Origin of the sequence: Rhizobium sp. FY34, assembly GCF_005222845.1 — a bacterium.
Lineage (GTDB): Bacteria > Pseudomonadota > Alphaproteobacteria > Rhizobiales > Rhizobiaceae > Neorhizobium.
Genome location: NZ_STFZ01000011.1, coordinates 473,803 through 496,939, shown reverse-complemented (window position 1 = coordinate 496,939; position 23,137 = coordinate 473,803). Strand labels below are relative to the sequence as shown.

20 protein-coding genes are annotated in these 23,137 nt (G+C 60.5%); 15 read left to right on the top strand and 5 right to left on the bottom strand.

What is annotated here, in order from left to right; translation table 11 throughout:
* Positions 1 to 11 precede the first annotated feature (11 nt).
* The 5 genes from E8M77_RS09345 (at position 12) to E8M77_RS09325 (ending at position 7,053) form a co-directional block, all read left to right on the top strand.
* Positions 12 to 929 (top strand): DUF58 domain-containing protein, encoded by a 918-nt coding sequence (locus E8M77_RS09345; protein WP_137130348.1) that lies wholly within the window; start codon positions 12 to 14, stop codon positions 927 to 929.
* On the top strand, positions 926 to 3,736 hold the full coding sequence (locus tag E8M77_RS09340) for a DUF4159 domain-containing protein (protein WP_137130347.1): 2,811 nt from the start codon (positions 926 to 928) through the stop codon (positions 3,734 to 3,736). The genes E8M77_RS09345 and E8M77_RS09340 overlap by 4 nt, the downstream gene beginning before the upstream one ends.
* 13 nt (positions 3,737 to 3,749) lie before the next feature.
* Positions 3,750 to 5,816 carry a hypothetical protein gene (locus tag E8M77_RS09335; RefSeq protein ID WP_137130346.1) on the top strand — a complete coding sequence of 689 codons (2,067 nt, stop codon included), beginning with the start codon at positions 3,750 to 3,752 and terminating at the stop codon, positions 5,814 to 5,816.
* A gap of 74 nt (positions 5,817 to 5,890) precedes the next feature.
* Positions 5,891 to 6,331 carry a GNAT family N-acetyltransferase gene (locus tag E8M77_RS09330; protein ID WP_137130345.1) on the top strand — a complete coding sequence of 147 codons (441 nt, stop codon included), beginning with the start codon at positions 5,891 to 5,893 and terminating at the stop codon, positions 6,329 to 6,331.
* Positions 6,328 to 7,053 carry a class I SAM-dependent methyltransferase gene (locus E8M77_RS09325; RefSeq protein WP_137130344.1) on the top strand — a complete coding sequence of 242 codons (726 nt, stop codon included), beginning with the start codon at positions 6,328 to 6,330 and terminating at the stop codon, positions 7,051 to 7,053. The genes E8M77_RS09330 and E8M77_RS09325 overlap by 4 nt, the downstream gene beginning before the upstream one ends.
* A 9-nt stretch (positions 7,054 to 7,062) precedes the next feature.
* On the opposite strand, the gene E8M77_RS09320 is transcribed toward E8M77_RS09325, so the two are convergent.
* Positions 7,063 to 7,602 (bottom strand): N-acetyltransferase, encoded by a 540-nt coding sequence (locus E8M77_RS09320; RefSeq protein ID WP_137130343.1) that lies wholly within the window; start codon positions 7,600 to 7,602, stop codon positions 7,063 to 7,065.
* A 255-nt stretch (positions 7,603 to 7,857) separates the two neighbouring features.
* Here E8M77_RS09320 and E8M77_RS09315 point away from each other — a divergent pair, with 255 nt between their 5' ends.
* On the top strand, positions 7,858 to 8,844 hold the full coding sequence (locus tag E8M77_RS09315) for a glutathione S-transferase family protein (RefSeq protein ID WP_137130342.1): 987 nt from the start codon (positions 7,858 to 7,860) through the stop codon (positions 8,842 to 8,844).
* 90 nt (positions 8,845 to 8,934) lie between these two features.
* Here E8M77_RS09315 and E8M77_RS09310 read toward each other — a convergent pair whose 3' ends face one another.
* Positions 8,935 to 9,204 carry a hypothetical protein gene (locus E8M77_RS09310; RefSeq protein ID WP_137130341.1) on the bottom strand — a complete coding sequence of 90 codons (270 nt, stop codon included), beginning with the start codon at positions 9,202 to 9,204 and terminating at the stop codon, positions 8,935 to 8,937.
* Between the two features lie 83 nt (positions 9,205 to 9,287).
* Positions 9,288 to 10,202, bottom strand: coding sequence for an oxygen-dependent coproporphyrinogen oxidase (hemF, locus tag E8M77_RS09305; RefSeq protein ID WP_137130340.1), 915 nt, complete (start codon positions 10,200 to 10,202; stop codon positions 9,288 to 9,290).
* Positions 10,203 to 10,402: 200 nt separating this feature from the next.
* On the opposite strand from hemF, the gene E8M77_RS09300 reads away from it, so the two are divergent.
* Both E8M77_RS09300 and E8M77_RS09295 read left to right on the top strand, forming a co-directional pair.
* Positions 10,403 to 10,660: a hypothetical protein gene (locus tag E8M77_RS09300; RefSeq protein ID WP_137130339.1), complete on the top strand. Its 258-nt coding sequence runs from the start codon at positions 10,403 to 10,405 to the stop codon at positions 10,658 to 10,660.
* A 139-nt stretch (positions 10,661 to 10,799) separates the two neighbouring features.
* Positions 10,800 to 11,759 (top strand): flagellin, encoded by a 960-nt coding sequence (locus E8M77_RS09295; protein WP_137130338.1) that lies wholly within the window; start codon positions 10,800 to 10,802, stop codon positions 11,757 to 11,759.
* A 146-nt stretch (positions 11,760 to 11,905) separates the two neighbouring features.
* On the opposite strand, the gene E8M77_RS09290 is transcribed toward E8M77_RS09295, so the two are convergent.
* Together E8M77_RS09290 and E8M77_RS09285 are read right to left on the bottom strand one after the other, a co-directional pair.
* The gene (locus tag E8M77_RS09290) at positions 11,906 to 13,231 is read right to left on the bottom strand and encodes a hypothetical protein (RefSeq protein ID WP_137130337.1); all 1,326 of its coding nucleotides are present in this window, start codon (positions 13,229 to 13,231) and stop codon (positions 11,906 to 11,908) included.
* Positions 13,232 to 13,335: 104 nt separating this feature from the next.
* The gene (locus tag E8M77_RS09285) at positions 13,336 to 13,797 is read right to left on the bottom strand and encodes a tRNA (cytidine(34)-2'-O)-methyltransferase (protein WP_137130336.1); all 462 of its coding nucleotides are present in this window, start codon (positions 13,795 to 13,797) and stop codon (positions 13,336 to 13,338) included.
* 388 nt (positions 13,798 to 14,185) lie between these two features.
* Here E8M77_RS09285 and E8M77_RS09280 point away from each other — a divergent pair, with 388 nt between their 5' ends.
* The 7 genes from E8M77_RS09280 to E8M77_RS09250 all read left to right on the top strand — a co-directional run bounded on the left by E8M77_RS09280 (position 14,186) and on the right by E8M77_RS09250 (position 23,111).
* Positions 14,186 to 16,045 (top strand): ABC transporter ATP-binding protein, encoded by a 1,860-nt coding sequence (locus tag E8M77_RS09280; RefSeq protein WP_137130335.1) that lies wholly within the window; start codon positions 14,186 to 14,188, stop codon positions 16,043 to 16,045.
* A gap of 116 nt (positions 16,046 to 16,161) precedes the next feature.
* Positions 16,162 to 17,310 (top strand): hypothetical protein, encoded by a 1,149-nt coding sequence (locus E8M77_RS09275; protein WP_137130334.1) that lies wholly within the window; start codon positions 16,162 to 16,164, stop codon positions 17,308 to 17,310.
* 85 nt (positions 17,311 to 17,395) lie between these two features.
* Positions 17,396 to 19,258: an ABC transporter ATP-binding protein gene (locus E8M77_RS09270; protein ID WP_137130333.1), complete on the top strand. Its 1,863-nt coding sequence runs from the start codon at positions 17,396 to 17,398 to the stop codon at positions 19,256 to 19,258.
* Positions 19,259 to 19,720: 462 nt separating this feature from the next.
* A complete protein-coding gene (gene petA / locus E8M77_RS09265; RefSeq protein ID WP_137130332.1) occupies positions 19,721 to 20,299 on the top strand; it encodes a ubiquinol-cytochrome c reductase iron-sulfur subunit in 579 nt (192 codons plus the stop codon).
* Positions 20,300 to 20,310: 11 nt separating this feature from the next.
* Complete coding sequence (locus E8M77_RS09260) at positions 20,311 to 21,582, top strand: cytochrome b N-terminal domain-containing protein (protein ID WP_137130331.1); 1,272 nt, start codon at positions 20,311 to 20,313, stop codon at positions 21,580 to 21,582.
* Positions 21,583 to 21,607: 25 nt separating this feature from the next.
* Entirely contained in the window at positions 21,608 to 22,468 is an 861-nt protein-coding gene (locus E8M77_RS09255; protein ID WP_137130330.1) for a cytochrome c1, read from the top strand.
* A 100-nt stretch (positions 22,469 to 22,568) separates the two neighbouring features.
* Positions 22,569 to 23,111: an adenine phosphoribosyltransferase gene (locus E8M77_RS09250; RefSeq protein WP_137130329.1), complete on the top strand. Its 543-nt coding sequence runs from the start codon at positions 22,569 to 22,571 to the stop codon at positions 23,109 to 23,111.
* Positions 23,112 to 23,137 lie beyond the last annotated feature (26 nt).

Genomic DNA, 23,137 nt, shown 5'->3' with positions numbered 1-23,137 from the left:
AAGGAGCAGGCGTGGCATCCATAGGCCAGATCGTTCCGCAGACCCCCGGCGGCGAAGTTCTTGCCCGCGCCCGTCAGCGAGCCGCCCTTGTGCCGGATTGCATGGTCGAGGCACGCCGCATCGCCAATACCGTGATTGCCGGCTGGCATGGCCGGCGCAAGCGCGGCATAGGCGAGAATTTCTGGCAGTTCCGCCCTTATACCGAAGGCGAGAGCCTGGCGCGCATCGACTGGCGCCGGTCCGCCCGCGATGACAATACCTATGTGCGTGACCGCGAATGGCAGGCAGCCCATACGGTTTGGCTCTGGGCCGACCTGTCGCCCTCGATGATGTATAAATCGACGCTCGGTTCCGTCTCCAAGGAAAGCCGGGCGCTGGTGCTGATGCTGGCACTGGCTGAAATCCTTGCCAGGTCAGGCGAGCGCATCGGTTGCCCTGGCGTCATGGAACCGGTTTCGGCCCGCAATGCTGCCGAACGGCTGGCGGCTGCCATCATGCATGCGCCGCAAACGGAAGGCATGCCTGATACGGCGATGATCCGCGGATCGAGCGATATCGTGCTGATCGGTGATTTTCTCGATGATGCCGACCGGATCATGGAGCGCATTGCGCCGCTGGCCCGGCGCAATCTGCGCGGCCATGTGGTGGAAGTGGCCGATCCGGCCGAAGAGACGTTCCCGTTTACGGGGCGCACGGAGTTTACCGATCCGGAAACCGGGGAAAAATTGATGTCCGGCCGGGCTGAGACCCTGCGCGAGGATTATCAGCGGGCCTATCTGGCGCGCCGGGAGAGCCTCGGCCAATCGCTGCGACGGCTTGGCTGGAGTTTTGCCTTCCACCGCACCGATCATCTGGCATCGGAAGCGCTGGGTGCCGTCTACGGCTATCTCTCCGGCAACCCGTCGGGCATGGCCGGAGCCCGCCCATGAGCGCCTTTGCCTTTGCAAGTCCCGCCATCCTGATTGCGCTGATCGCACTGCCGGCCATCTGGTGGTTGCTGAGGCTGACACCTCCGCGTCCGAAATCGGAAGTGTTTCCGCCGCTGGCCATTCTTGCCACCGTGTTGAAACGCCAGGAAACGCCGGCCAACAGCCCCTGGTGGCTGACATTGCTGCGCATATTGATGGCAGCGGCCCTGATCTTTGCGATTGCCGATCCGGTGATGAACCCGCGCATTGGCTCGCTGTCGTCTGGTGGTCCGCTGGTGCTGGTCGTCGACAATAGCTGGGCGGCGGCCAAGGATTGGCAACGGCGGGTCGAAACCGCCGACATGCTGATCGACGATGCACAACAGGCAGACCTGCCGGTCTCGATCGTCTTTACCGCAGACGCTACCCATGATGCCGTGCCGGGAACGGCAGCGGCGGCGCGCGAAAAGTTGGCGGCTGCCCGGCCGCAGCCCCTGGTGCCGCAGCGGGCGCGCACGGCGCAAGCCCTGACCGAGGCTTTCAACGGTTTGCGCCCCGGTACTGTCGCATTCCTCACCGATGGTGTGGCGGCAGCCGAGGATCAAGAGATGATGGCCGATCTTGCCAGCCTTTCGCCTGCTGATCTGCGCCTTATCGAAGGTGATGGCGACGGAGCCCTGGCATTGACGCAGGCGACCAATAACGCAACTTCGATGAGCGTGACGGCCTCGCGCCTCAATCGCGCAGCAGGGCAGAGCTTTACCGTGAATGCGCTTGACCAGCGGGGACGCACGCTTGCCTCGGCACCGCTTTCCTTTGCCGTCGGCTCAGGCACGGCGAGCGCAGAGATTTCCGCTCCCTTCGAGTTGCGCAATGATTTTGCCCGCCTTTCCATTGAAGGCCATGCGACGGCCGGTGCCGCGCATCTGCTGGATGATGGGTTCAAGCGCCGCCGGGTGGCGCTTCTGTCGGGCGACAGCGGCAATGAAATGCAGCCGCTGCTTTTGCCGCTCTATTATATCAGCCGTGCGCTGCAACCCTATGCCGATATCATCCAGCCGCGCGGCTCCGACCTTTCGACCTCGCTTCCAGACGTTCTTGCCAACAACCCCTCGGCCATCATCATGGCTGATATCGGTCGGCTTCCGGCAGATACCTATGAACCACTGCAGCGCTGGATCGCGCGCGGCGGCATGCTGATCCGCTTTGCCGGGTCGCGGCTTGCCGCGGCACCGACCGATGATCCTTTGGTGCCTGTTATCCTGCGGCGTGGCGAACGGGCGCTGGGCGGGGCCTTGTCCTGGGCCGAGCCACAGCCGCTTGCCGATTTCCCACCATTCGGGCCCTTTGCCGGCATGCCGCACGCTGAAAGCGTTCTCGTCAAGCGCCAGGTACTGGCCGAGCCGACGCCGGATCTGGCGGAACGCACCTGGGCAAGCCTTGCCGATGGAACGCCGCTGGTGACGACGCGAGAAGTGGAGGCCGGCCGTATCGTGCTCTTTCATGTGAGCGCCGAGGCCACCTGGTCTGATCTGCCGCTGTCGGGTGATTTCGTCGAAATGCTGCGGCGTCTGGTGCAGCTTGCCCGTGCCAGTGGCGCGCAGACCACGTCCTTGGCCGGTGCCGCGGCTGTCGCCTTGCCGCCCTACCGGTTGCTGACCGCCGATGGAGTGCTGACGACGGAGACGGGACCTGCCAAGCCGATCACGCCCGCGCCGGGCCAGGTGCCGGTGGCAAGCCCTGATCATCCGCCCGGCCTTTATGGGTCCGAGGATGGTTTTACCGCTGTCAACCTTTTGCCGCCGGGCACCGAACTCAACCCGATCGATACCAATATTGCTGGCCTCTCGGTTACGCGGCAAGGCCTTATCGGGCGCGAGGCCGTATCGCTGCGCCCGGCGCTGTTTACCATCGCCCTTTTGCTGCTGCTGGTCGATAGTCTTGTCGTGCTCTTCATGAATGGTGGCTTCTCGCGCCTGTCGCGAGCAGGGCGCTCGGCTGCTGCCATCCTGTTGCTGGCGCTTTCACCCTTTGCCCTGTCGCTGTCGGATGCGCGTGCGCAGGATGCAAAACCGGGCGATGAACAGGCGCTGGAACGGCTCGATGTAACTCATCTCGCCTATGTGATCACCGGTGAAGCTGATGTCGATCGCATTTCCGAACAGGGGTTGGAAGGCTTGAGCCAGTTTCTTTCCTATCGCACGACGCTGGAGCCCGGCACCCCGGTTGGCCTTGATATTTCCAAGGATGAACTGGCCTTCTATCCGATCATCTATTGGCCGATTTCATCCACCGCCCCCATGCCGACTGCGGCGGCCATTTCGCGCATCGATACCTATATGCGCAGCGGCGGCACGGTTCTGTTTGATACGCGCGATCAGATTTCGACGCTGGACGGGGTCGGTGCCCTGAGCGCCAACAGCCAGCGGCTGCAGGAAATCCTCGCCAATGTCGATATTCCGCCGCTTGAGCCGACGCCGACAGACCATGTGCTGGCGCGCTCCTTCTATCTGCTCACCAGTTTTCCCGGCCGCTATTCCGGCAGCCCGCTCTGGGTGGAAGCGCGTCAGGATGCCCGAAATTCCGAAAGTGAGCTGTCATCCTCCGGCGATGGCGTGACGCCGCTTCTCATTACCGGCAATGATTTTGCCGGCGCCTGGGCGATCGATGGCAATGGGAATTCGGTCCTGCCGACGGTGCCGCCCGACGACATGCAGCGCGAATATGCCTACCGCGCTGGCGTTAACATCATGATGTATATGCTCACCGGCAACTACAAGGCCGACCAGGTGCATGTGCCGGCACTGCTCGAGCGGCTTGGACAATGAGGAGGCGGTGGCCATGACGATCGAATTCGCGCCCTTCCTGCCTCTGTCCGTGCTGCTGGTGCTCGGTGTGTTTGCCGCAGGCCTGGTTACCATGTCTTTCTGGCGCGGCTTGCGTGGCGCGACCTTGCGCGGTCTGGCGCTGGCCGCTCTGCTTCTCGCGCTTGCCAATCCGACGCTGACGCAGGAAGACCGTGAGCAGCTTTCCACCATTGTGCCGGTTATCGTGGACCGCTCACAGAGCCAGGATACCCAACTGCGTCTGGCCCAGACCGATGCCGCTCTCGCACAGTTGCAAGAGCGATTCTCCCGCTTTCCCCGCATCGAGACCCGCGTGGTGGAGGTCCAGGACGACGAGCGGTCCGATACGCCCTCGACGCGGCTGTTCACGGCGCTATCTTCCGCCACGGTCGATGTGCCGCCGAGCCGTATCGGCGGTGCGGTGTTCCTCACCGACGGGCAGATCCACGATCTGCCGGACGTCAACCAGGAGCTTGGCTTCAATGCGCCGCTGCATGGGCTGATTACCGGCCGTGCCGATGAATTCGACCGACGTGTGGAAGTGGTTCGTGCGCCGCGTTTCGGCATTGTCGGCGAAGAACAGTCTATGACGCTGCGCGTCTTCGATGACGGGCGCGCGCGGGGCGGGGCGGCACCTCTAACCGTGCGCATGAATGGCGAGGTGATTGCCACGCTGCAGGCAACGCCCGGCGCGCCCGTTCCCTTCAATTTCACGGTGCCGCGTGGCGGCAATAATGTGATGGAGTTTTCCGTCGCAGAACTGCCAGGCGAAGTGACGACGGCCAATAATCGCGCCGTGCACGTCATTGACGGCATCCGCCAGAACCTGCGCGTGCTGCTGGTGTCGGGCGAACCGCATGCGGGTGAGCGCGCCTGGCGCAACCTGTTGAAATCCGATGCGTCCGTCGATCTCGTTCATTTCACGATTCTGCGCCCGCCGGAAAAGCAGGATGGCACGCCGATCAACGAATTGTCGCTGATTGCCTTTCCGACGCGCGAATTGTTCGTTGATAAGATTGAGGACTTCGACCTCATCATCTTTGACCGCTACCAGCATCGTAGCGTGCTGCCGATCCTTTATTACGACTATATCGCCCAGTATGTGGAAAAGGGTGGGGCGCTGCTGATTGCCGCCGGCCCCGAACATGCCGGCGAGGCTTCGATTGCGGCGACCCCGCTTTCCACCGTGCTGCCGGCGGCACCAACCGGCACTGTGCACACAGCCGGTTTCTTTCCGCGCCTGTCGGAGGCTGGCAAGAAACATCCCGTCACCCGTGGGCTCGATGGGTCTGGCAGCGAACCGCCCACCTGGGGCCGCTGGTTCCGCACCATCGATGTCGATCCGCCGCAGGGCCAGACGGTCATGCAGGGCGATGGCGGCCGACCGTTGCTCGTTCTCAATCGCCAGGGCGAGGGCCGTGTTGCCATGCTTCTCTCCGATCAGGGCTGGCTCTGGGCGCGCGGCTTTGAAGGCGGCGGCCCGCATGTGTCGCTCTATCGCCGCATTGCCCATTGGCTGATGAAGGAACCGGAACTGGAGGAAGAGGCGCTGACGGCGCGCGCGCTTGGCCGCACGTTGGAAGCGACCCGCCAGACCATCGGTGATGATCCGGGACCGGCGACGATCAAATATCCGTCCGGTCGTATCGAAACGGTGCCCTTTACCGCTGCCGGGCCCGGCCTCTATCGGATCGAGCAGCGCATGAACGAGATCGGCCTGTTCGAAGTGTCGAACGGCACATTCTCGACGCTGGTGCATATCGGCACGGTGGACGCGCCGGAATTCAAGGCGATGATCTCGACCACCGAGACGCTTGCCCCCTATGCGCAGAAAACCCGAGGCCTGGTGGCCCGTGTTGAAAATGGCGATGGGGTGACGCTGCCTGATATCCTGCCGGTGCGTGGCGAGGTGCGGGTCAATGATCCCGATCGTATGATCATTCGCATGACCGATGAGACAGTGCTGCGCGGGATCGACACGACACCGCTATTTGCCGGCTTTGCCGGGCTGGCGGCCCTGCTGCTGGCGGTTTCGGCCATGTGGTGGCGCGAGGGGCGGTAAATATCGGCGATACCCATTTGCCGCGCATCCGGCAGGCTGCTAACCATCACCTCCCAGCATGGAGGCGGTTGCCTATGAGCCATAAATTCAGCATCAGCGAATACGTCGCGCCGGAGGACGAAAAGGCGGTCGAGGATCGTCTGGTTGCCTATAATGTCGCAACCTTCGGAAAGAGCGATCGCAAGTCGCTATCCATTCTGCTGCGGGACGAGGCAGGCGATGTCGAGGGCGGGCTGATCGGCCATACGGCGCGCGGCTGGCTCTATGTGCGGCTTCTCTTCATTCCGGAACATCAGCGCGGCCAGGGCCTTGCGCCCAAGCTTCTGGCGCTGGCCGAAGACGAGGCGAAAGCCCGCGGCTGCATCGGCGCCTATCTCGACACGATGAACCCGCAGGCCTTGAACACTTATCTGCGGTGCGGTTATGCGGTAAACGGCAGTCATGGCCCGATGACGGGCGATCTCAGCATCACCTGGCTGTCCAAGCGCTTCGATGGGCCGGAGGTAATACAGTGAGCAATGTGGAAAACGGCTGGTCTCAATCGGCGCCGGCCTGGGTGGAAAGCCAAGGTCGCGACGGCGATTTCAATCGCCAATTTGTGCTTGATCCGGCCATAGACCGGCTGCTTGAGCAGCGATCTTTTCAAAGAGCGCTTGATGTAGGCTGCGGCGAAGGCAGATTTTGCCGACGCCTGAAGCAGCACCAGAAGGTCACCTCTGTTACCGGTATTGACCCCACAGAACCGCTTCTGGCGTCTGCCCGCAGCCGTGATCCGGCTGGTGACTACCGGTTTGCCCAAGCAGAGGCTTTGCCTTTTCCGGATGGCAGTTTCGACCTTGTCGTCAGCTATTTCACCCTGATCGATATTGCCGATATCGAAACGGCGATCAATGAAATGGCCCGCGTCACTACCCCCGGCGGTAGCCTGCTCATCGCCAATCTCAATTCGTTCATTACTGCTTGCGGAAGCGGCGCCTGGGTCAGAGATGGTGCGGGTAAGAAAAAGTTTGTGCAGGTCGATACCTATCTGACGGAACATGCTGAGTGGCAGGAATGGCGCGGCATCCGCATCCTGAACTATCACCGCCCGATGAGCCGCTATATGACGCTGTTGCTTCAGGCCGGCTTGCATCTCGTCCGCTTCGAAGAGCCGCCAGCCATCGGAGGGCCACCGGAGACACGCGATGCCTATAACCGCGTGCCCTATGCGCATTTGATGGAATGGAAAAAGCCGTAGGCGCGAAACCTATTCCGCCGCGGCAGCCAGCGATACGGCCTGCGGCTGCCAGTCCTGCCAGGCAATCACGCCCTTCAGCCGCGCATGCACGCCCTCTGCCAGCGGCACGACGAGCACGCGACCGGCATCCACGGGGCCTGGAAAAGTCAGCGCGCCATAGGAGACTTTCTCGAAACCGAGCGGCATGTAATAGGGCGGATCACCGACCAGAATGACGGCTTCCGAGCCCTTGCGCCGCGCCGCCTCAATGGCGATGCGCACCAGTTCGCGGCCAATGCCGAGGTTCTTGTGCGAGGGGCGCACGGCCAGAGGACCAAGCAGATGGGCATCGACCCCACCGGCTTTCACCGCCGTCATTCGCACCGAGGCGATGGTCTCGCCATCGTCGGCGCAGATATAGGAGAGCGAACGATCATGCGGGCCCTGTTCGCGAATGCGCGCCGCAGCCTTCGCGAAGCGACCCGGACCGAAGGCCTCGGCATTGATGAGTTCGATGATGGCGTCATGCGACGCGTCCTCTGTGAGGTAAACAAGTTCGTGGCTGTGCATGAGAAGCGGAAACCAATATACGGACAGGACAACGGGATCGTGAGCGACACACGAAAGGTGTCGGGCATCTCGTTCAGCGTCGTCGTAGGGTCCTAGCTTCACTCATGTCGGGATATGATCCTTGCTTGACGATCGCCAATAACAGCAAAAATTCCGGTCGTCCATATAAAACACACCGTCACTGTCTGCGACCTCGCCATCGGCTGTCGAGGCTGGCAAAGTGTACTTGTTGGATGATTGCAGGAAGGAAATATCATGGGAATGCTCGTGGACGGCGTCTGGCAGGACGTGTGGTATGACACGAAATCCACCGGCGGGCGCTTCAAGCGGTCCCAGTCGCAGTTTCGCAACTGGGTGACGCGCGACGGCGCCGCTGGCCCAAGCGGCGCGGGTGGCTTTCCGGCAGAGATCGGCCGCTATCATCTCTATGTGTCGCTTGCCTGTCCCTGGGCGCATCGCACACTGATCTTCAGGGCGCTGAAGGGATTGGAGGCGGCGATTTCGTTCTCGGTCGTGCATCCGCTGATGCGCGACAAGGGCTGGCAGTTTCGCCCACAGGACGATGCGGATGCGACGGCGGATGCTCTTTTCGGGTCGCAGGCGCTTTACGAAGTCTATCTGAAGGCCGATCCGCACTATAGCGGCCGCGTTACCGTGCCGGTCCTCTGGGACAAAGAGAACAATACCATCGTTTCCAACGAATCGGCGGATATCATCCGGATGATGAACAGCGCCTTTGATGGGATCACCGGCTCTACCGTTGATTTTTACCCGCAAGCGCTACGGGCAGAGGTGGATGCGGTCAACAGCCTCGTCTATGACAGCGTCAACAATGGCGTCTACAAGGCGGGCTTTGCCACCACGCAAGAGGCTTACGAGGAGGCTGTTACGATCCTCTTCGAGACGCTCGATCAGCTGGACGCACGGCTTGCCGCCGACCGCTATCTCGTCGGCAACCGGCTGACGGAAGCGGATTGGCGCCTGTTCACCACGCTTGTCCGGTTTGATGCGGTCTATGTCGGCCACTTCAAGTGCAATCTGCGCCGTATTGCCGACTACCCGAACCTTTCAGGCTATCTGCGCGATCTTTACCAGCATCCGGGCGTGCGCGAGACGGTCAACCTGCGTCATATCAAGGAGCACTATTATCGCAGCCATGAGACGATCAATCCAACCGGTATTGTGCCGCTCGGGCCGCTTCTGGATTTCGATAGCACGCATGGGCGCGAAACGCTCGGCTGAATGAAGGCCGACACGGTCATGCACCGAACGGTCAAGGCGGGTCTCGGTCCGCCTTGACGTAAATGCATGGTCCGCCCGTCAGACCGACAATCAGTCCGAAAGGGCCCAGGCGTGAAAGACGGATGGATGAGCCTGTCCAGCACGCTTTGTCTGCATCGGATCGTCATTGGCGACCGCCTGTGCGGCAATGGCCTGGCCGGCCAACTGGCGGCGTATCTGCTCGACATAGAAGGAGTGGGGCAAGTCCGTATCACTGCGCGCGCGCAGCTCTGCCGCCATTCGATCAATCAGTTCAGGGCTCTCTATAATCCGAGCCGGGTCGGCGTTCGGGGGTACTGGCACGCTGTTCGATATGACCATGGCGGATCCTCCTCCGGTGCAGTCGACAAAGACTAACACCGGCAGGATGATTCGGATATCGCATTTGTCAATGCACTAATGTGTCAGGGCCAACGCACAACCGGTGGGAGAGACGACAGGATCGATTCGACATTGCCGCCGGTTTTCAGACCGAAGATCGTGCCGCGGTCATAGAGCAGGTTGAACTCCACATAGCGCCCGCGCCGGATGAGCTGCTCATCGCGATCGGCTTCCGTCCAGCTCTTGTTGAAATTGGCCCGGACGATCTTCGGATAGGCAATGTGAAAGGCTTTGCCGACATCCTGCACGAAGGCGAAATTGGCGTCCCAGCCGCCTTTCTCTGCCTGCGGGTGCAGCCAGTCGAAGAAAATGCCGCCAATGCCGCGCGCCTCGTTGCGATGCGGCAGGAAGAAATACTCGTCGCACCATGTCTTGTAGCGATCGTAATCGGCAACCGTCTCATGGCGGCGGCAGGTGATTTCCAGCGCCTTGTGGAAGAGCTGGCTGTCTGGGTCGTCCTGCGTGCGACGGCGCGACAGAACCGGTGTCAGATCGGCACCGCCGCCAAACCATTGGCTGGACGTTACCACCATGCGCGTGTTCATGTGCACGGCCGGCACATTGGGGTTCACTGGATGAGCGATCAGCGAGATACCAGAGGCCCAGAAGCGCGGATCTTCCGATGCGCCGGGCATCTGCTTGCGGAACTCCTCTGAAAATTCGCCGTGCACGGTCGAGGTATGCACGCCGACCTTCTCGAAGACGCGACCTTCCATCATCGACATGCGCCCGCCACCGCCGGCGCCTTCTTCCCGCAGCCAGTCCTTCGGTGTGAAACGGCCAGCCGGCTGGTCGCTCAAGGGGCCTGCAAGCTCGTCTTCCAGCGCCTCGAAGCTTGCACAGATCGTGTCACGCAGGCTTTCGAACCAGGCGCGGGCGCGCACCTTCTTGTCTTCGATATTGTCCGGCAGGCCGACCGGGATCTGCGGTCTTTCCATGGCGTTCATCCTCTGACGTTCGAATCGACGCGCTGCCGAAACGTGCTGGCATTTCGATTAGCGCAGTCGTGACCCGAGACGCAACCGAAGAGGAGCGTGCCCATTGACTGTCACGGTCGGTCGATAGCGGGCAGGGGCAATCCGATTCGACAGGCAAAATAAGCTGTGCCACACTCCTGCCGATCCCGGAGGTAGAGAGCATGGCGAAATACACGTCCCCGCCGCTCGATGGCTTGAAGCGCAGAATTACCCGTCACCGCCAGGAGAAGGCTGGCCGTATGGAAGGCTATTTCGTGCGCGAAACCTATCGCCTGTCCCGCGAGGAAGCCCGCCAGAAGGCGCGGGAATGGTTCGATGCCTTCCCGAAAGCCGCCTATTGGACCGAAGTGGAAAGCTGGCGGCAGCTGGAAGGCGACCAGATCGAGTTCACCATGCGCCGTTTGCCGACATCTGACTGATTGCAGGTGGTTCGTTTCGATATTTTCGCAAATACTAAAATCCGAATATTTCGCTCAACCAAACTGCAAAGTCTCACGGTGTAAACCGTCTTCATGATCGGAAAGAGTGTGGTTCCGAACACTGAAATACGGGGACTTCATGTACAGCTCATCTGTCAATTCCACCGCAGCCTCGGCTCTGTCTCTTCTGGGCGGCACATCGCGGGCAATGACCGAGACGGTGACACGGGTCGCGTCTGGCCGGGACGTGCAGAAGGCTGCCGATAACGCCGCTTACTGGTCCATCGCCACGACGATGAAATCCAGCAATCTGTCGCTGTCGAGTGCGGAAGATGCCCAGGCTTTTTCGGCTGCCATAGCCGATACGGCATCGGTTGGCATGGCCGCAGCCACAGACATCATGTCCGAAATCCAGTCGAAGCTGATCCTGGCGAAAAGCCCCGGCGTCGACAAGGATGTCATCGGTTCCGAGATCGGCCAGTTGAAGGAGCAACTGGGCTCCATCATCGACTCCAGCGCCTTCAACGGCCAGAACTGGCTGAAGACCGATGCCACCCAGGCGCCCAAGGTGAAATCCATGGTGGGTTCGGTCACCAACAATTCCAATGGCGATGTGTCGATCAATGTGATCGATTTCGATACGGCCAAGTCCAATCTGGTTGCGCAAGGCGATGCAGCCGATGGGCTTTTGACCCGCTCCTATGCCGGTATCAGCAAATCGGGCGCTGCCTTTGATTTCTATCTGCTTGACGCCGGTTCAAGCGTGCCGAATGGCGGCGGGGCAAAGGAAATTGCCCTTTCCAGCACAACCACGTCGGAAGAAATCGATGGCATGCTGTCGGCGGTCAACAGTATGATGAAGGGAATGACCAATGCGGGATCGGATCTTGGATCGACCAGTTCGCGCATTGGCTCCAACACGGATTTCCTGAAGGACCTGCAGGCCGTTACCGATATGGGCATTGGAAGGCTGCTGGATACGGATATGGAAGAGCAATCGGCGCGTCTGTCGTCGCTTGCGGCTCAGAAACAATTGCAGACGATTGGTCTCAACATAACCAATGCCACCATGGCGAATTCGCTGAAGCTGTTCGTATAGTCGCGAACACCTCGCTAAAAGTTTGGCTGCGCGACGCGAGACTGCTTCCCTTGTCGGTCGAGCGTCGCGTCAGCCATCCCGAAAATGCCGGCGGACACCCCGCCGGCATTTTCTATTGCAGCCAATTCTATTGGATTTTTCGGCCCTCAGCGCTTGCGCGCGCGGCCAGCTCGATTTGCGGTGGGTTTGCGCAGGATCGGTGTCACCGTCGAGGGCGGCGGTTCAGTCGGTTCTTCCGGTGAAGCCTCCACCTCGTGCTCGACAGTTTCCGGCTCGATCACCTGCGGGGCGCTTGCCTCCATCGGGGGCGGCACGTCTTCGGCCACGGGATCTGCGACCTCGGCAATTGCGGGCTCATCAGCCACCGTCGCAAGGACTTCCGGTTTTGCCATGACAGGTTCGGGAACCGGAGCTGGAACAAGCGTCAGGATCGGCGCAGGTGGCTGGATCGGCGCAGGTGCCGCAGCTGAAACCGGCACCGGGGCCGGTTCGGGTAAGGGGGCGGCAAGTGCCAATTGGGGAGCGACGACGGCGGCAGACTTGGCCAGCACGCGGCGCAGAACCTCGGTCACCGGCAGATGGTTGGGCAATTCGGTATTGGTATGATGCCAGGCTTGCGGTACGACTTCATCGGCTTTGATCGACGCGCGCGAATTGATCTCGCCGAACCAGTCCCATTCGCCCATCACATCGACAACATCCTTGAAGACCGGCGGCATGGCTATGCGCGCACTCAAGGTGATGATCTTGCAGTTCCTGGCGATCGCCTCCAGCCGCTCCTTATGGTTGTCCTTCAGGCTGTAGAGCGCTTCGGAGATGACGAGGTTACCCTTGGAATGACCGAGAATGAGGTTGAAGTTGAGGCGCTTATCGAGAAGCAGGGCTTTCAGCGTCTGCGTATCGAGGCTGGACTCCGACAGCTTTTCGGCGCTGAGCTTGGGGGCTGCGCCAAATTGCGGGCGACCGAACAGTTCGTCCAGCATTTCAAAGCTGTGGCGAACACTGTTTAAGTAACCGAAGAGGAAATAGCCACCCATGGCCTCGGTCATTACATCCGCCAGGCCATAGCCGGAAATCACCACGGCGACCGGCTTGTCGATGGCATCGGCGATATTGCGGGCAAAGGCTGCCGATCCGAGCGCCGAGGAACCGACGCCGGCCACGGCCAGCGTATCGATTGAGGGGCCGCCGGCCATGATGAAATCATCCAGCGTATCGCAGAGCTTCAAGGGTGGACCGCCGGTCGGCGGAACAATGAGTATGGCGCCTTCGGCGGCAAGACAACCGCTGATATAGAAGGCTTCATCAGCCGTTACGGACTTCACGTCGTAGAACAGTGAGTCGAGCGTGGTGTTTCTGCGCCGCAGGCTTTCCAGCGAAAGATTGCGCGCCGGCGAATGCTGGATTCGTTCAGGAAGCGTCAGAGTTCGGGCAAACTGGGTAATGTTATGCGTGAATGCGGTAGGGAACATGTGCTTCTCTCCGAGGCTGGCGAGTGTTCATGGCAGGCATTCGTTACAGCAATCTCTCATAAAGATGACAGGCCGACAATACCACTTCGGAGTGTGGCGTTTGTTTAGCGCCAGACGATTTGCCGCATGGCCTCGCCCGCCAGCATTGCGACGGAAATCGCCACATTGATCGAGCGCTGGCCCTCGACCATGGGAATGAGAAGGCGGGCATCGGCCCTGTCGTGCACGGCATCCGGCACGCCGGCGCTTTCGCGGCCAAACAGCAGCACATCGCCATCGTGAAACTGAAAATCCGTGTAGCGTTCTGCCGCCTTTGTGGAGGCGAGCACGATGCGACGGTTTTCGCCGGCCCGCCAGGCGTCGAACGCCGCGAAATTGACATGGCGCGTCATGGAAACGCTTGCCAGATAATCCATGCCGGCGCGTTTCAGGTTCTTGTCCGACAACACGAAGCCGGCCGGTTCGATGATATCGACCTGCACGCCGAGACAGGCGGCCAGCCGCAATATCGTGCCGGTATTGCCCGGAATATCCGGCTGGTAGAGGGCGATGCGCAGGCGTGTCATGGCTCTTGTGTCCTTGTCGAATGGTGCAAGGCTGCTATGTCATCGACAGGCGGTGTCGCGCAACCGTCACAGGTGATCCTGTCCTAGAGGGTGCTTGCAGATAGTGCCTTCTCAATGGGCGCGGATGCTGCTAGATCCTGTTCATCTTCAACGCCAGCAGACGGAGGCCCCCATGGAAATGACCGTGTTCACGCGCCTCCCGCCGCAGCCCTTGCTGCTCACGGCATAGGGCGCTCGCGGTTCTCGCAGTTTTCTCATCTCTCCATCGTTTCCGGGGCTGAAGCCAGCCTCGACACTTGAATAGCGTCCGTGTTCCGACACTTGCACTGATGCGCGCTTAAGCATTGCGCGGTCGGTCACGGCCTTCCGATTGACGGAGCCTTTAGTCATGTTCGCCTGGTTTGAATCCCGTGTGAATCCCTATCCCGCCGGGGAGCCGACATTGCCGCCCAAGGGGCTGCTCGCTTTCTGCTGGCACTATACCAGGCCTGTCTGGCCCTGGCTGCTTCTGCTCGGCTTCTGCTCCATGGCGATTGCCGTGGCCGAGGTGTTTCTCTACCAGTTTCTCGGCAATATCGTCGATTGGCTGAGCAATGCCGACCGGGCAACCTTTCTCAGCAATGAAGGTCATCGCCTGATCGGCATGGCGGCACTGCTGTTGATCGGCCTGCCGCTGGCCGGCGCTGTCCACACTGTTACCATGCACCAGGTTCTGGCCGGCAATTTCCCGATGATTGCCCGCTGGCAGATGCATCGCTTCCTGCTGCGCCACTCGATGAGCTTCTTTGCCAATGAGTTTGCCGGTCGTGTTTCCACCAAGGTTATGCAGACCTCGCTTGCGGTGCGCGAAGCCACGATCAAGATCATCGACGTTTTCGTCTATGCCCTCAGCTTCTTCGTCTCGATGCTGGCGCTTGTCGCCTCCATCGATTGGCGGATGGGCGTGCCGCTGCTCGCCTGGATCGTCATCTATGGGCTCATCCTGCGCAATTTCATTCCACGATTGCGCAAGAGTTCCAGCGAGCAGGCCGATGCACGCTCGATGATGACGGGCCGCATTGTCGATAGCTACACCAATATCGGCACGGTCAAGCTGTTCTCGCATGCGGGCCGTGAGGAAACCTATGCCAGGGAGGGCATGGATGCGTTTCTCGTGACCGTGCATCGCCAGATGCGGCAGATCTCGCTCCTCAACATCTGTGTCGATATCAACAATGCGCTGGTGCAGTTTTCCGTGGCTGCCCTCGGCATATGGTTCTGGCTGGATGGCACGATGTCGGTCGGTGCGATTGCCGTGGCGATCGGCCTTGCCATGCGCATCAACGGCATGTCGCAATGGATCATGTGGGAGGTGGCGGCCCTGTTTGAAAGCATCGGCACGATCTATGATGGCATGAGCATGATGACCAAGAGCCATGACATTGTTGACCGGCCGTCCGCGAAACCGCTTGCGGCGCCGAAAGGCGAGATCGTCTATGACGATGTGCGCTTCCATTATGGCAAGCAGCAGGGCGTCATCGAGGATTTCAAGCTCACCATCCGGGCTGGCGAGAAGATTGGTCTTGTCGGACGCTCCGGCGCGGGCAAGACAACGCTGATGAACCTGCTTCTGCGCTTTTACGATGTGGAAAAGGGCCGCATCCTGATCGACGGCCAGAATATTGCCGATGTCTCGCAGGACAGTCTGCGGGCGCTGGTGGGCGTCGTCACCCAGGATACTTCGCTTCTGCATCGCTCCATTCGCGACAATATTGCCTATGGTCGGCCCGATGCCACCGATGCGCAGGTGAAGGAGGCGGCACAGCGCGCCAATGCCTGGGATTTCATCGAGGGACTTTCCGACCTTCAGGGGCGTAGGGGGCTTGAAGCGCATGTGGGCGAACGCGGCGTCAAGCTGTCGGGCGGTCAGCGCCAGCGCATCGCGATTGCCCGTGTCTTCCTGAAGGATGCGCCGATCCTCATCCTGGATGAGGCGACATCGGCTCTTGATTCGGAAGTGGAGGCGGCCATTCAGGAAAGCCTGTTCAAGCTGATCGAGGACAAGACGGTGATTGCCATTGCCCATCGCTTGTCAACGTTGACGCAGATGGACCGGCTGATCGTGCTCGATAAAGGCCGCATCGTCGAGCAGGGCTCGCATAGTGAACTCGTGGCGCTGGGCGGGATCTATGCGGACCTGTGGAGCCGCCAGTCCGGCGGATTTCTGAGCGATGACGAGGAAATCGAGGAAGCAAGTGCCGCAGAGTAACCTGCGGCAATTTGCCCTTTATAGGCGACTTTGTGTCAGATTTTAACGTTTCGTTTAAAGTCTTTTACGCGACTGCGGACTAGCATGGACGAGAATACCCAACGGGAAGCTCGTCCATGTCCTCGCCCCAGTCGGAACACCATGCAGAGCCATCTGTCGGCAGACAGGCCGTTGCCGTTCTGACGCGGCTGGGTCTTGAGCTGACGCCTGAGAACTTCTACGTCGTTACCTTGCTGTTGCGTGGAAGTAACGATGATCTGAAGCGGAGTTTTGCCCAGCTCCGCCGTCCGATTTCGCAAGCCGACATGAGCGAACTGGCGCGGCAGTTCGTGCCCTTCCTGACGCTTGCGCCACAAAGCATCAGCGCGGCCGTGGCGCTGTCGCAGGCCCTGCCCACGGTTCAGCACCTGCTGGAGCGCATGCAGACATCGCTTTCGGATTTCGGCGCGCAGCTGACCAAGACGCAATCGGTCATCCTGGCGGTAGGCGAGGCCGCCGCGCCGCCCGTCGCCCATGTATTGACACAACTGTCGCAATCGGCCGAAGCTCAGGCCGAGGTCAATACGCGCGCCCTGCACGCGATTGCCGGATGGCTGGGCGATCTCGACCGAGCCGGCGAGCCGCTTGCGGCCATGCAGTCCCCCCAGAGCCAGATGCAGCAGAAGACCCCGGCGCCGGACGAAAGCCACGCTGGCCATGCCGATATCATTGCGCATCCGCTTGCGCCGGGATTGAGCCATGGGCTGGGCGAACGGACCGAAATGATGAGCCGCCTTCAGGCTCTGCATTCCGGTGAGCAGCATCTGGATGGCTACAGCCTCATGCTGTGCCGGGTGACGGGCCTCGATACCTATCGCACCCCGATCCTGCGCAAGGCACGTGATTTCCTCCTCGATACGCTGGGGCGCCAGACCAGCCGGATGATCGGCAAGCAGGACAGCGCCTGCTGGATGTCCGCCGATGAAATGGGGCTACTGCTGAATTCCGACAACGAGATCCATCTGACGGATGTGAGCCAGCGCCTGCGGCGTCTCGTCGATGGCGCGTTCACGCATGCACGCCGGACGGTCAAGGACCTGACACCGGTTGGCGCCCGTTTCGGCTGCGCGCTGGCGCTGGGGGCCGTGTCTCCGGCTCAGCTATACAGCAGTGCCCGGCTTGCCCTCCAGCGCGCCGAACTGACCGAAAATGACGGCTTGCTGATCAATCGGGTGTCGCCGTCGGCTGCCAATCGCCGGTATCCGGCGATCTATGGGCGTCGGTGAGCCCCGGCCTGTGAGCGGCTGACATTGCCAAGATTTAAGCCGCGCCATACTTGTTGCCGGCGCGAAAGGCCCTATACCGATCAGCATGATCGATACGCTGTTCCGCTTCTTCGAAACCCGCATCCAGCCCTTCGCCCAACGGCGGGAGCTGCGTCCGCCGCGCACCACTGTTGCCTTCATCTGGTTCTATGTGCGCCAGGCAAAGACACCCTTCCTCGCCATGCTGGTGCTGGGCGGCCTGACGGCTGCTATCGAGGCGGCTCTCTTCTGGTTCGTGGGTCGGCTTGTCGATATTCTGGCAACCGTCGATCGTGCGGCAGGCTGGTCGGGGCTTCTCGCCACTCATGGCTATGAGCTTGCCGGAATGCTGGTGCTGATCGGGCTGGTGCGCTTTCTCGTGACCATGACGACGGCACTGGTTGACCAGCAGGTGATTACGCCGGGCTTCTACAATCTCGTGCGTTGGCAGTCCTATCAGCATGTGGCGCGCCAGTCGCTATCCTTCTTTCAGAATGATTTTGCTGGACGCATCGTTACCAAGGTCTGGTCGGGCGGGCAGGCCGCCGGCGATCTCGTGACCTCGCTCATGGAAAGCGTCTGGTTCGTGGCCATCTATTCGGTCTCGATGTTGGCGCTGATCGGCGGGCTGGACTGGCGGTTGGCAATGATCGTTCTCGTCTGGGTCGGCATTTTCTCCTTCCTCGCCCGCTATTTCGTGCCGCGCATCCGCGCCCATTCGAAGGATACGGCAGAGGCCGCCTCCATGCTGAACGGCCGCATGGTGGATTCCTACAGCAATATCCAGACGCTGCGTCTGTTTGGGCGTGATGAGGCAAACGACCGCTATATGCGCGAGGGGTTTGATACTTTCCAGACCTCGACCATGATGTTTACCCGCTTCATTACCGGCGTGCGCGCGTCCATGGCGCTTCTGTCGGGCGTGATGATCACCAGCATGGCGGCGCTGTGCATCCATCTATGGCTGGATAACCGGATCAGCGCCGGTGCTGTGGCCTTTACACTGGCGCTTGTGCTGCGGCTGAATTTCCTGCTTGGCCGGCTGATGACGCAATTCAACGGCATCATGCGCAATTTCGGTACGGTCCAGAATGCTGCGGAGTTGATCTCGCAGCCGATCGGGCTTGAGGACGTGCCGGATGCACCGGATTTGATTGTGCGCCAGCCAGACATCCGCTTTGAGAATGTCAGCTTTCACTACGGGCGCGGCAAGGGCGTCATCGAACATATGGACCTTGCCATTCGGCCGGGCGAAAAAGTCGGCATTGTCGGGCGCTCCGGCGCGGGAAAATCGACGCTCGTCAACCTGCTTCTGCGTTTCTACGATGTGGAAGAGGGGCGCATTCTGATTGACGGGCAGGATATCGCCAAGGTCCGCCAGGAATCGCTGCGCGCGCAGATCGGCATGGTGACGCAGGATACCTCGCTTCTGCATCGCTCCATCCGCGACAATATCCTGTTTGGCAAGCCGGGAGCCGATGAGGCGCAATTGCTGCTCGCGGCACAGAGGGCGGAGGCTGACGGTTTCATCCTGTCGCTGGAAGACCAGCGGCGGCGCAGCGGATTTGATGCGCATGTGGGCGAACGCGGCGTCAAGCTGTCGGGCGGCCAGCGCCAACGCATCGCCATTGCCCGTGTCATGCTGAAAGATGCTCCCATCCTCGTGCTCGACGAGGCAACCTCTGCACTGGATTCAGAGGTGGAGGCGGCCATCCAGTCTAACCTCGACCAGTTGATGCACGGCAAGACTGTGCTGGCTATCGCCCACCGGCTATCGACGATTGCAGCGCTCGATCGGCTGATTGTCATGGACAAAGGCCGTATTGTGGAGGAGGGAACGCATGCCCAGCTTGTCGCCGCAGGCGGTCTCTATTCCGAACTCTGGTCGCGTCAGTCCGGCGGCTTCCTGGCAATCGATGAGCCTGCGTAATATCTGCATCTGGCCTTTGGTTCGGGTTGCAGGCATCTGATGATGCGAATCAGCTTGTGATGCGGATCACAGCCGATCACCATATTTGGCTGCGTTTGCAACTTGACCTGGAGGGCAGCTGAAGGCTCTGCCCAGCATTCGGGCATCTTTGACTGTGCAGCGCAGCAATTTTGCCGCGGATGACCGATGGCGAATCGACCATCTGCGCGTGCAGCGCAGCAAATACCGGCTCTGACTTGATCTGAAACAATGCGTTGCGAAAAAATCTTGCGCTATGCAGGGTTTCGCGGTTCCCGCACCCGCGACAATGTGCCCATATGCTGGTGCGGAGGCTAGACTTATTGTCGGGTGAAGCTTAAAAATTTGAGTGGGGAGTAAGGTCCAATTGTGTCCGAATTGGATTGTGAAGGGGCGAGGGGCAATGAGTATTCATCACATTTATGTGCAGAGGATGGTTTGACCGTGAGCGAGCACGACACGAATAGCGGAAGCGTGGGCGAGCCTACTCGCCGCGATTTCCTTTATCTGACGACAGGCATGGCAGGCGCAGTGGGCGCAGTGTCCGTCGCATGGCCTTTCATCGACCAGATGCGGCCTGACGCATCGACGCTGGCGCTGGCCTCCATCGAGGTGGATGTTTCGAGCGTGGCGCCGGGCATGTCGCTGACCGTCAAATGGCGCGGCAAGCCGGTCTTCATCCGCAACCGCACCGAACAGGAAATTGCCGAAGGCAAGGCCGTGGCGCTGGCCGATCTGAAGGATCCGGTGGCACGCAACGCCAATATCGCGGCCGAAGCGCAGGCGACCGACGTTGACCGGTCGGCCGGCGAAGGCAAGGAAAACTGGATCGTCATGATCGGTTCCTGCACTCATCTGGGCTGTGTGCCGCTTGGCCAGGCCGGGGACTTCGGCGGTTGGTTCTGTCCCTGCCATGGCTCGCACTACGATACGGCGGGCCGTATTCGCAAAGGCCCGGCGCCGCAGAACCTGGCCATTCCGACATTTACATTTGCTTCCGATACAGTGATCCGGATCGGGTGAGGGGACACAGCATGAGCGGGCATTCCAATTACCAGCCATCCACTGGCCTTGAAAAATGGATCGACGCGCGGCTTCCCCTGCCGCGCATGATGTATGACAGTTTCGTGGCCTATCCGGTGCCGCGCAACCTCAACTATGCCTACACATTCGGTGCCATGCTGGCGGTCATGCTGATCGTTCAGATCCTGACCGGCATTGTTCTGGCCATGCATTATGCAGCTGAAACGACGGTGGCCTTCAATTCCGTCGAAAAGATCATGCGCGACGTCAATCATGGCTGGCTGCTGCGCTACATGCATGCCAATGGTGCATCGTTCTTCTTTATCGCCGTCTATCTGCACATTGCCCGTGGCCTCTACTACGGCTCCTACAAGGCGCCGCGCGAAATCCTCTGGATCCTGGGCGTCGTCATCTACCTCCTGATGATGGCCACCGGCTTCATGGGCTATGTTCTGCCTTGGGGCCAGATGTCCTTCTGGGGTGCGACGGTCATCACCGGCTTCTTCTCCGCCTTCCCCCTGGTTGGCGAGTGGATCCAGCAATTCCTGCTCGGTGGCTTTGCCGTCGACCAGCCGACGCTGAACCGTTTCTTCTCGCTGCATTACCTGCTGCCCTTCATGATCGTCGGCGTGGTGATCCTGCATATCTGGGCACTGCATGTGACTGGCCAGACGAACCCGACCGGCGTCGAGGTGAAGACCAAGACCGACACGGTTCCCTTCACGCCCTATGCGACTCTGAAGGATGCACTCGGTGTGTCCGTATTCCTAATGGCCTATGCCTGGTTCGTCTTCTACATGCCGAACTATCTCGGTCACCCGGACAACTACATTCCGGCCGATGCCCTGAAGACCCCGGCGCATATCGTGCCTGAATGGTACTATCTACCCTTCTACGCCATGCTGCGCGCCATCACCTTCAATGTCGGTCCGATCGATTCGAAGCTCGGCGGCGTTCTGGTCATGTTCGGCGCCATCATCGTGCTCTTCTTCCTGCCCTGGCTCGATACGTCCAAGGTTCGCTCGGCCGTGTACCGTCCCTGGTACAAGCTGTTCTACTGGCTGTTTGTCGTGAATGCGATCATCCTGGGGTGGCTGGGTGCCATGCCGGCCGATGGCATTTATGTCATCCTGTCGCAGATCGGCACTCTCTACTACTTCGGCTTCTTCCTCGTCATCATGCCGATTCTCGGCCTGGTCGAGACGCCGCGGCGCATTCCGAACTCCATCACGGAAGCTGTTCTGCAAAAGAACGGCACCGCGACCGCCGACATGCGCGCCTGACGCCAGAGACCGAGAGGACAAAACGATGAAAATGCTTATAAAAGGCCTCCTGTCCCTGGCGCTGATTGCCGGTCTTGCGACCGGCGTGAGCGCCGCCGAGGAGGGGGCGCATGCCGAAGGCGGAACGCCGCATTACCCGATCCACAAGCCGCGTGAGGTGGACTGGAGCTTTGCCGGGCCGTTCGGCAATTATGACAAGGGCCAGTTGCAGCGCGGGCTGAAGATCTACACGGAAGTCTGTGCAGCCTGTCATTCCATGAACCTTGTGTCCTTCCGCACCCTGGAGGCACTTGGTTATTCGGATGCCCAGGTAAAGGCCTTTGCCGCCAATTACGAAGTGCAGGACGGACCGAACGAAGCGGGCGATATGTTTACCCGCAAGGCAGTGCCGTCCGACCACTTCCCGGCACCCTTTGCCAATGCCCAGGCGGCTGCTGCGTCCAACAATGGCGCTGCCCCGCCGGATTTCTCGCTGATCGCCAAGGCGCGTGGTATCACGCGTGGTTTTCCGCAGTTCGTCATCGATATCTTCACACAGTATCAGCAGGGTGGGCCGGATTATATCTACTCCCTGCTGACCGGCTACCAGGAGCCGCCGGTCGGTGTCGAAGTGGCGACGGGCACGCATTACAACCCGTATTTCGCCAATGCTGCGGCGCTTGCCATGGCCCCGCCGCTGTCCGACGGTCAGGTGACCTATGAGGACGGTTCCCCCGAAACACTGGACCAGTATGCCAAGGATATCTCGGCCTTCCTGATGTGGGCTGCAGAGCCGCATCTGGAAGAGCGCAAGCGCACCGGCTTCATGGTCATGGTGTTTTTGGCGATCTTCACCATCCTGATCTATCTCACCAAGAAATCAGTCTATTCCAACAAGGAACATTGAGCCTTGCCGGTATGATGGTTAGAAAGGCGGTCCTGGGGCCGCCTTTCGCATTTCAAGACGAGCGTTCTCTTTCAAACTTATCCATTCATCGGAAGACCTGATGTCCAATATCGCAACGACGCTTGCCGCCTCCATCCGCGCCATTCACGACTACCCGAAGCCGGGGATCATCTTTCGCGACATCACCACGCTTCTGGGCGATGCCGTCGCCTTCCGCAGTGCCGTGGACGAACTGGTCAAGCCTTATGCCGATCTGGCGATCGATCAGGTCGCCGGCATCGAGGCGCGCGGCTTTATCCTTGGCGGTGCCATGGCGCACCAGCTCTCTTCGGGTTTCGTGCCGATCCGCAAGAAGGGCAAGCTGCCGCACACCACGGTGCGCGTGGCCTATAGCCTGGAATATGGCGTCGATGAGATGGAAATGCATGTCGATGCGGTCAAGCCGGGCGACAAGGTGATCCTCTGCGATGACCTGATTGCCACCGGCGGCACGGCCGAAGGCGCAGTGAAGTTGTTGCGCCAGCTGGGCGCCGATGTCGTGTCGGCCTGTTTCGTCATCGACCTGCCGGAGCTTGGCGGGCGCCAGAAGCTTGAGGCGCTCGGCGTCGAGGTGCGCACGCTCGTCTCCTTCGACGGGCACTGATCCCTGATTTCTCTGGGCTTGTGGCT

Coding starts and splice junctions, on each gene's coding strand:
- E8M77_RS09340 (WP_137130347.1), top strand. CDS start 926: ATGAGCGCCTTTGCCTTTGCAAGTCCCGCCATCCTGATTGCGCTGATC.
- E8M77_RS09335 (WP_137130346.1), top strand. CDS start 3,750: ATGACGATCGAATTCGCGCCCTTCCTGCCTCTGTCCGTGCTGCTGGTG.
- E8M77_RS09330 (WP_137130345.1), top strand. CDS start 5,891: ATGAGCCATAAATTCAGCATCAGCGAATACGTCGCGCCGGAGGACGAA.
- E8M77_RS09320 (WP_137130343.1), bottom strand. CDS start 7,602: ATGCACAGCCACGAACTTGTTTACCTCACAGAGGACGCGTCGCATGAC.
- E8M77_RS09315 (WP_137130342.1), top strand. CDS start 7,858: ATGGGAATGCTCGTGGACGGCGTCTGGCAGGACGTGTGGTATGACACG.
- E8M77_RS09310 (WP_137130341.1), bottom strand. CDS start 9,204: ATGGTCATATCGAACAGCGTGCCAGTACCCCCGAACGCCGACCCGGCT.
- hemF (WP_137130340.1), bottom strand. CDS start 10,202: ATGGAAAGACCGCAGATCCCGGTCGGCCTGCCGGACAATATCGAAGAC.
- E8M77_RS09300 (WP_137130339.1), top strand. CDS start 10,403: ATGGCGAAATACACGTCCCCGCCGCTCGATGGCTTGAAGCGCAGAATT.
- E8M77_RS09295 (WP_137130338.1), top strand. CDS start 10,800: ATGTACAGCTCATCTGTCAATTCCACCGCAGCCTCGGCTCTGTCTCTT.
- E8M77_RS09290 (WP_137130337.1), bottom strand. CDS start 13,231: ATGTTCCCTACCGCATTCACGCATAACATTACCCAGTTTGCCCGAACT.
- E8M77_RS09285 (WP_137130336.1), bottom strand. CDS start 13,797: ATGACACGCCTGCGCATCGCCCTCTACCAGCCGGATATTCCGGGCAAT.
- E8M77_RS09280 (WP_137130335.1), top strand. CDS start 14,186: ATGTTCGCCTGGTTTGAATCCCGTGTGAATCCCTATCCCGCCGGGGAG.
- E8M77_RS09275 (WP_137130334.1), top strand. CDS start 16,162: ATGTCCTCGCCCCAGTCGGAACACCATGCAGAGCCATCTGTCGGCAGA.
- E8M77_RS09270 (WP_137130333.1), top strand. CDS start 17,396: ATGATCGATACGCTGTTCCGCTTCTTCGAAACCCGCATCCAGCCCTTC.
- E8M77_RS09260 (WP_137130331.1), top strand. CDS start 20,311: ATGAGCGGGCATTCCAATTACCAGCCATCCACTGGCCTTGAAAAATGG.
- E8M77_RS09255 (WP_137130330.1), top strand. CDS start 21,608: ATGAAAATGCTTATAAAAGGCCTCCTGTCCCTGGCGCTGATTGCCGGT.
- E8M77_RS09250 (WP_137130329.1), top strand. CDS start 22,569: ATGTCCAATATCGCAACGACGCTTGCCGCCTCCATCCGCGCCATTCAC.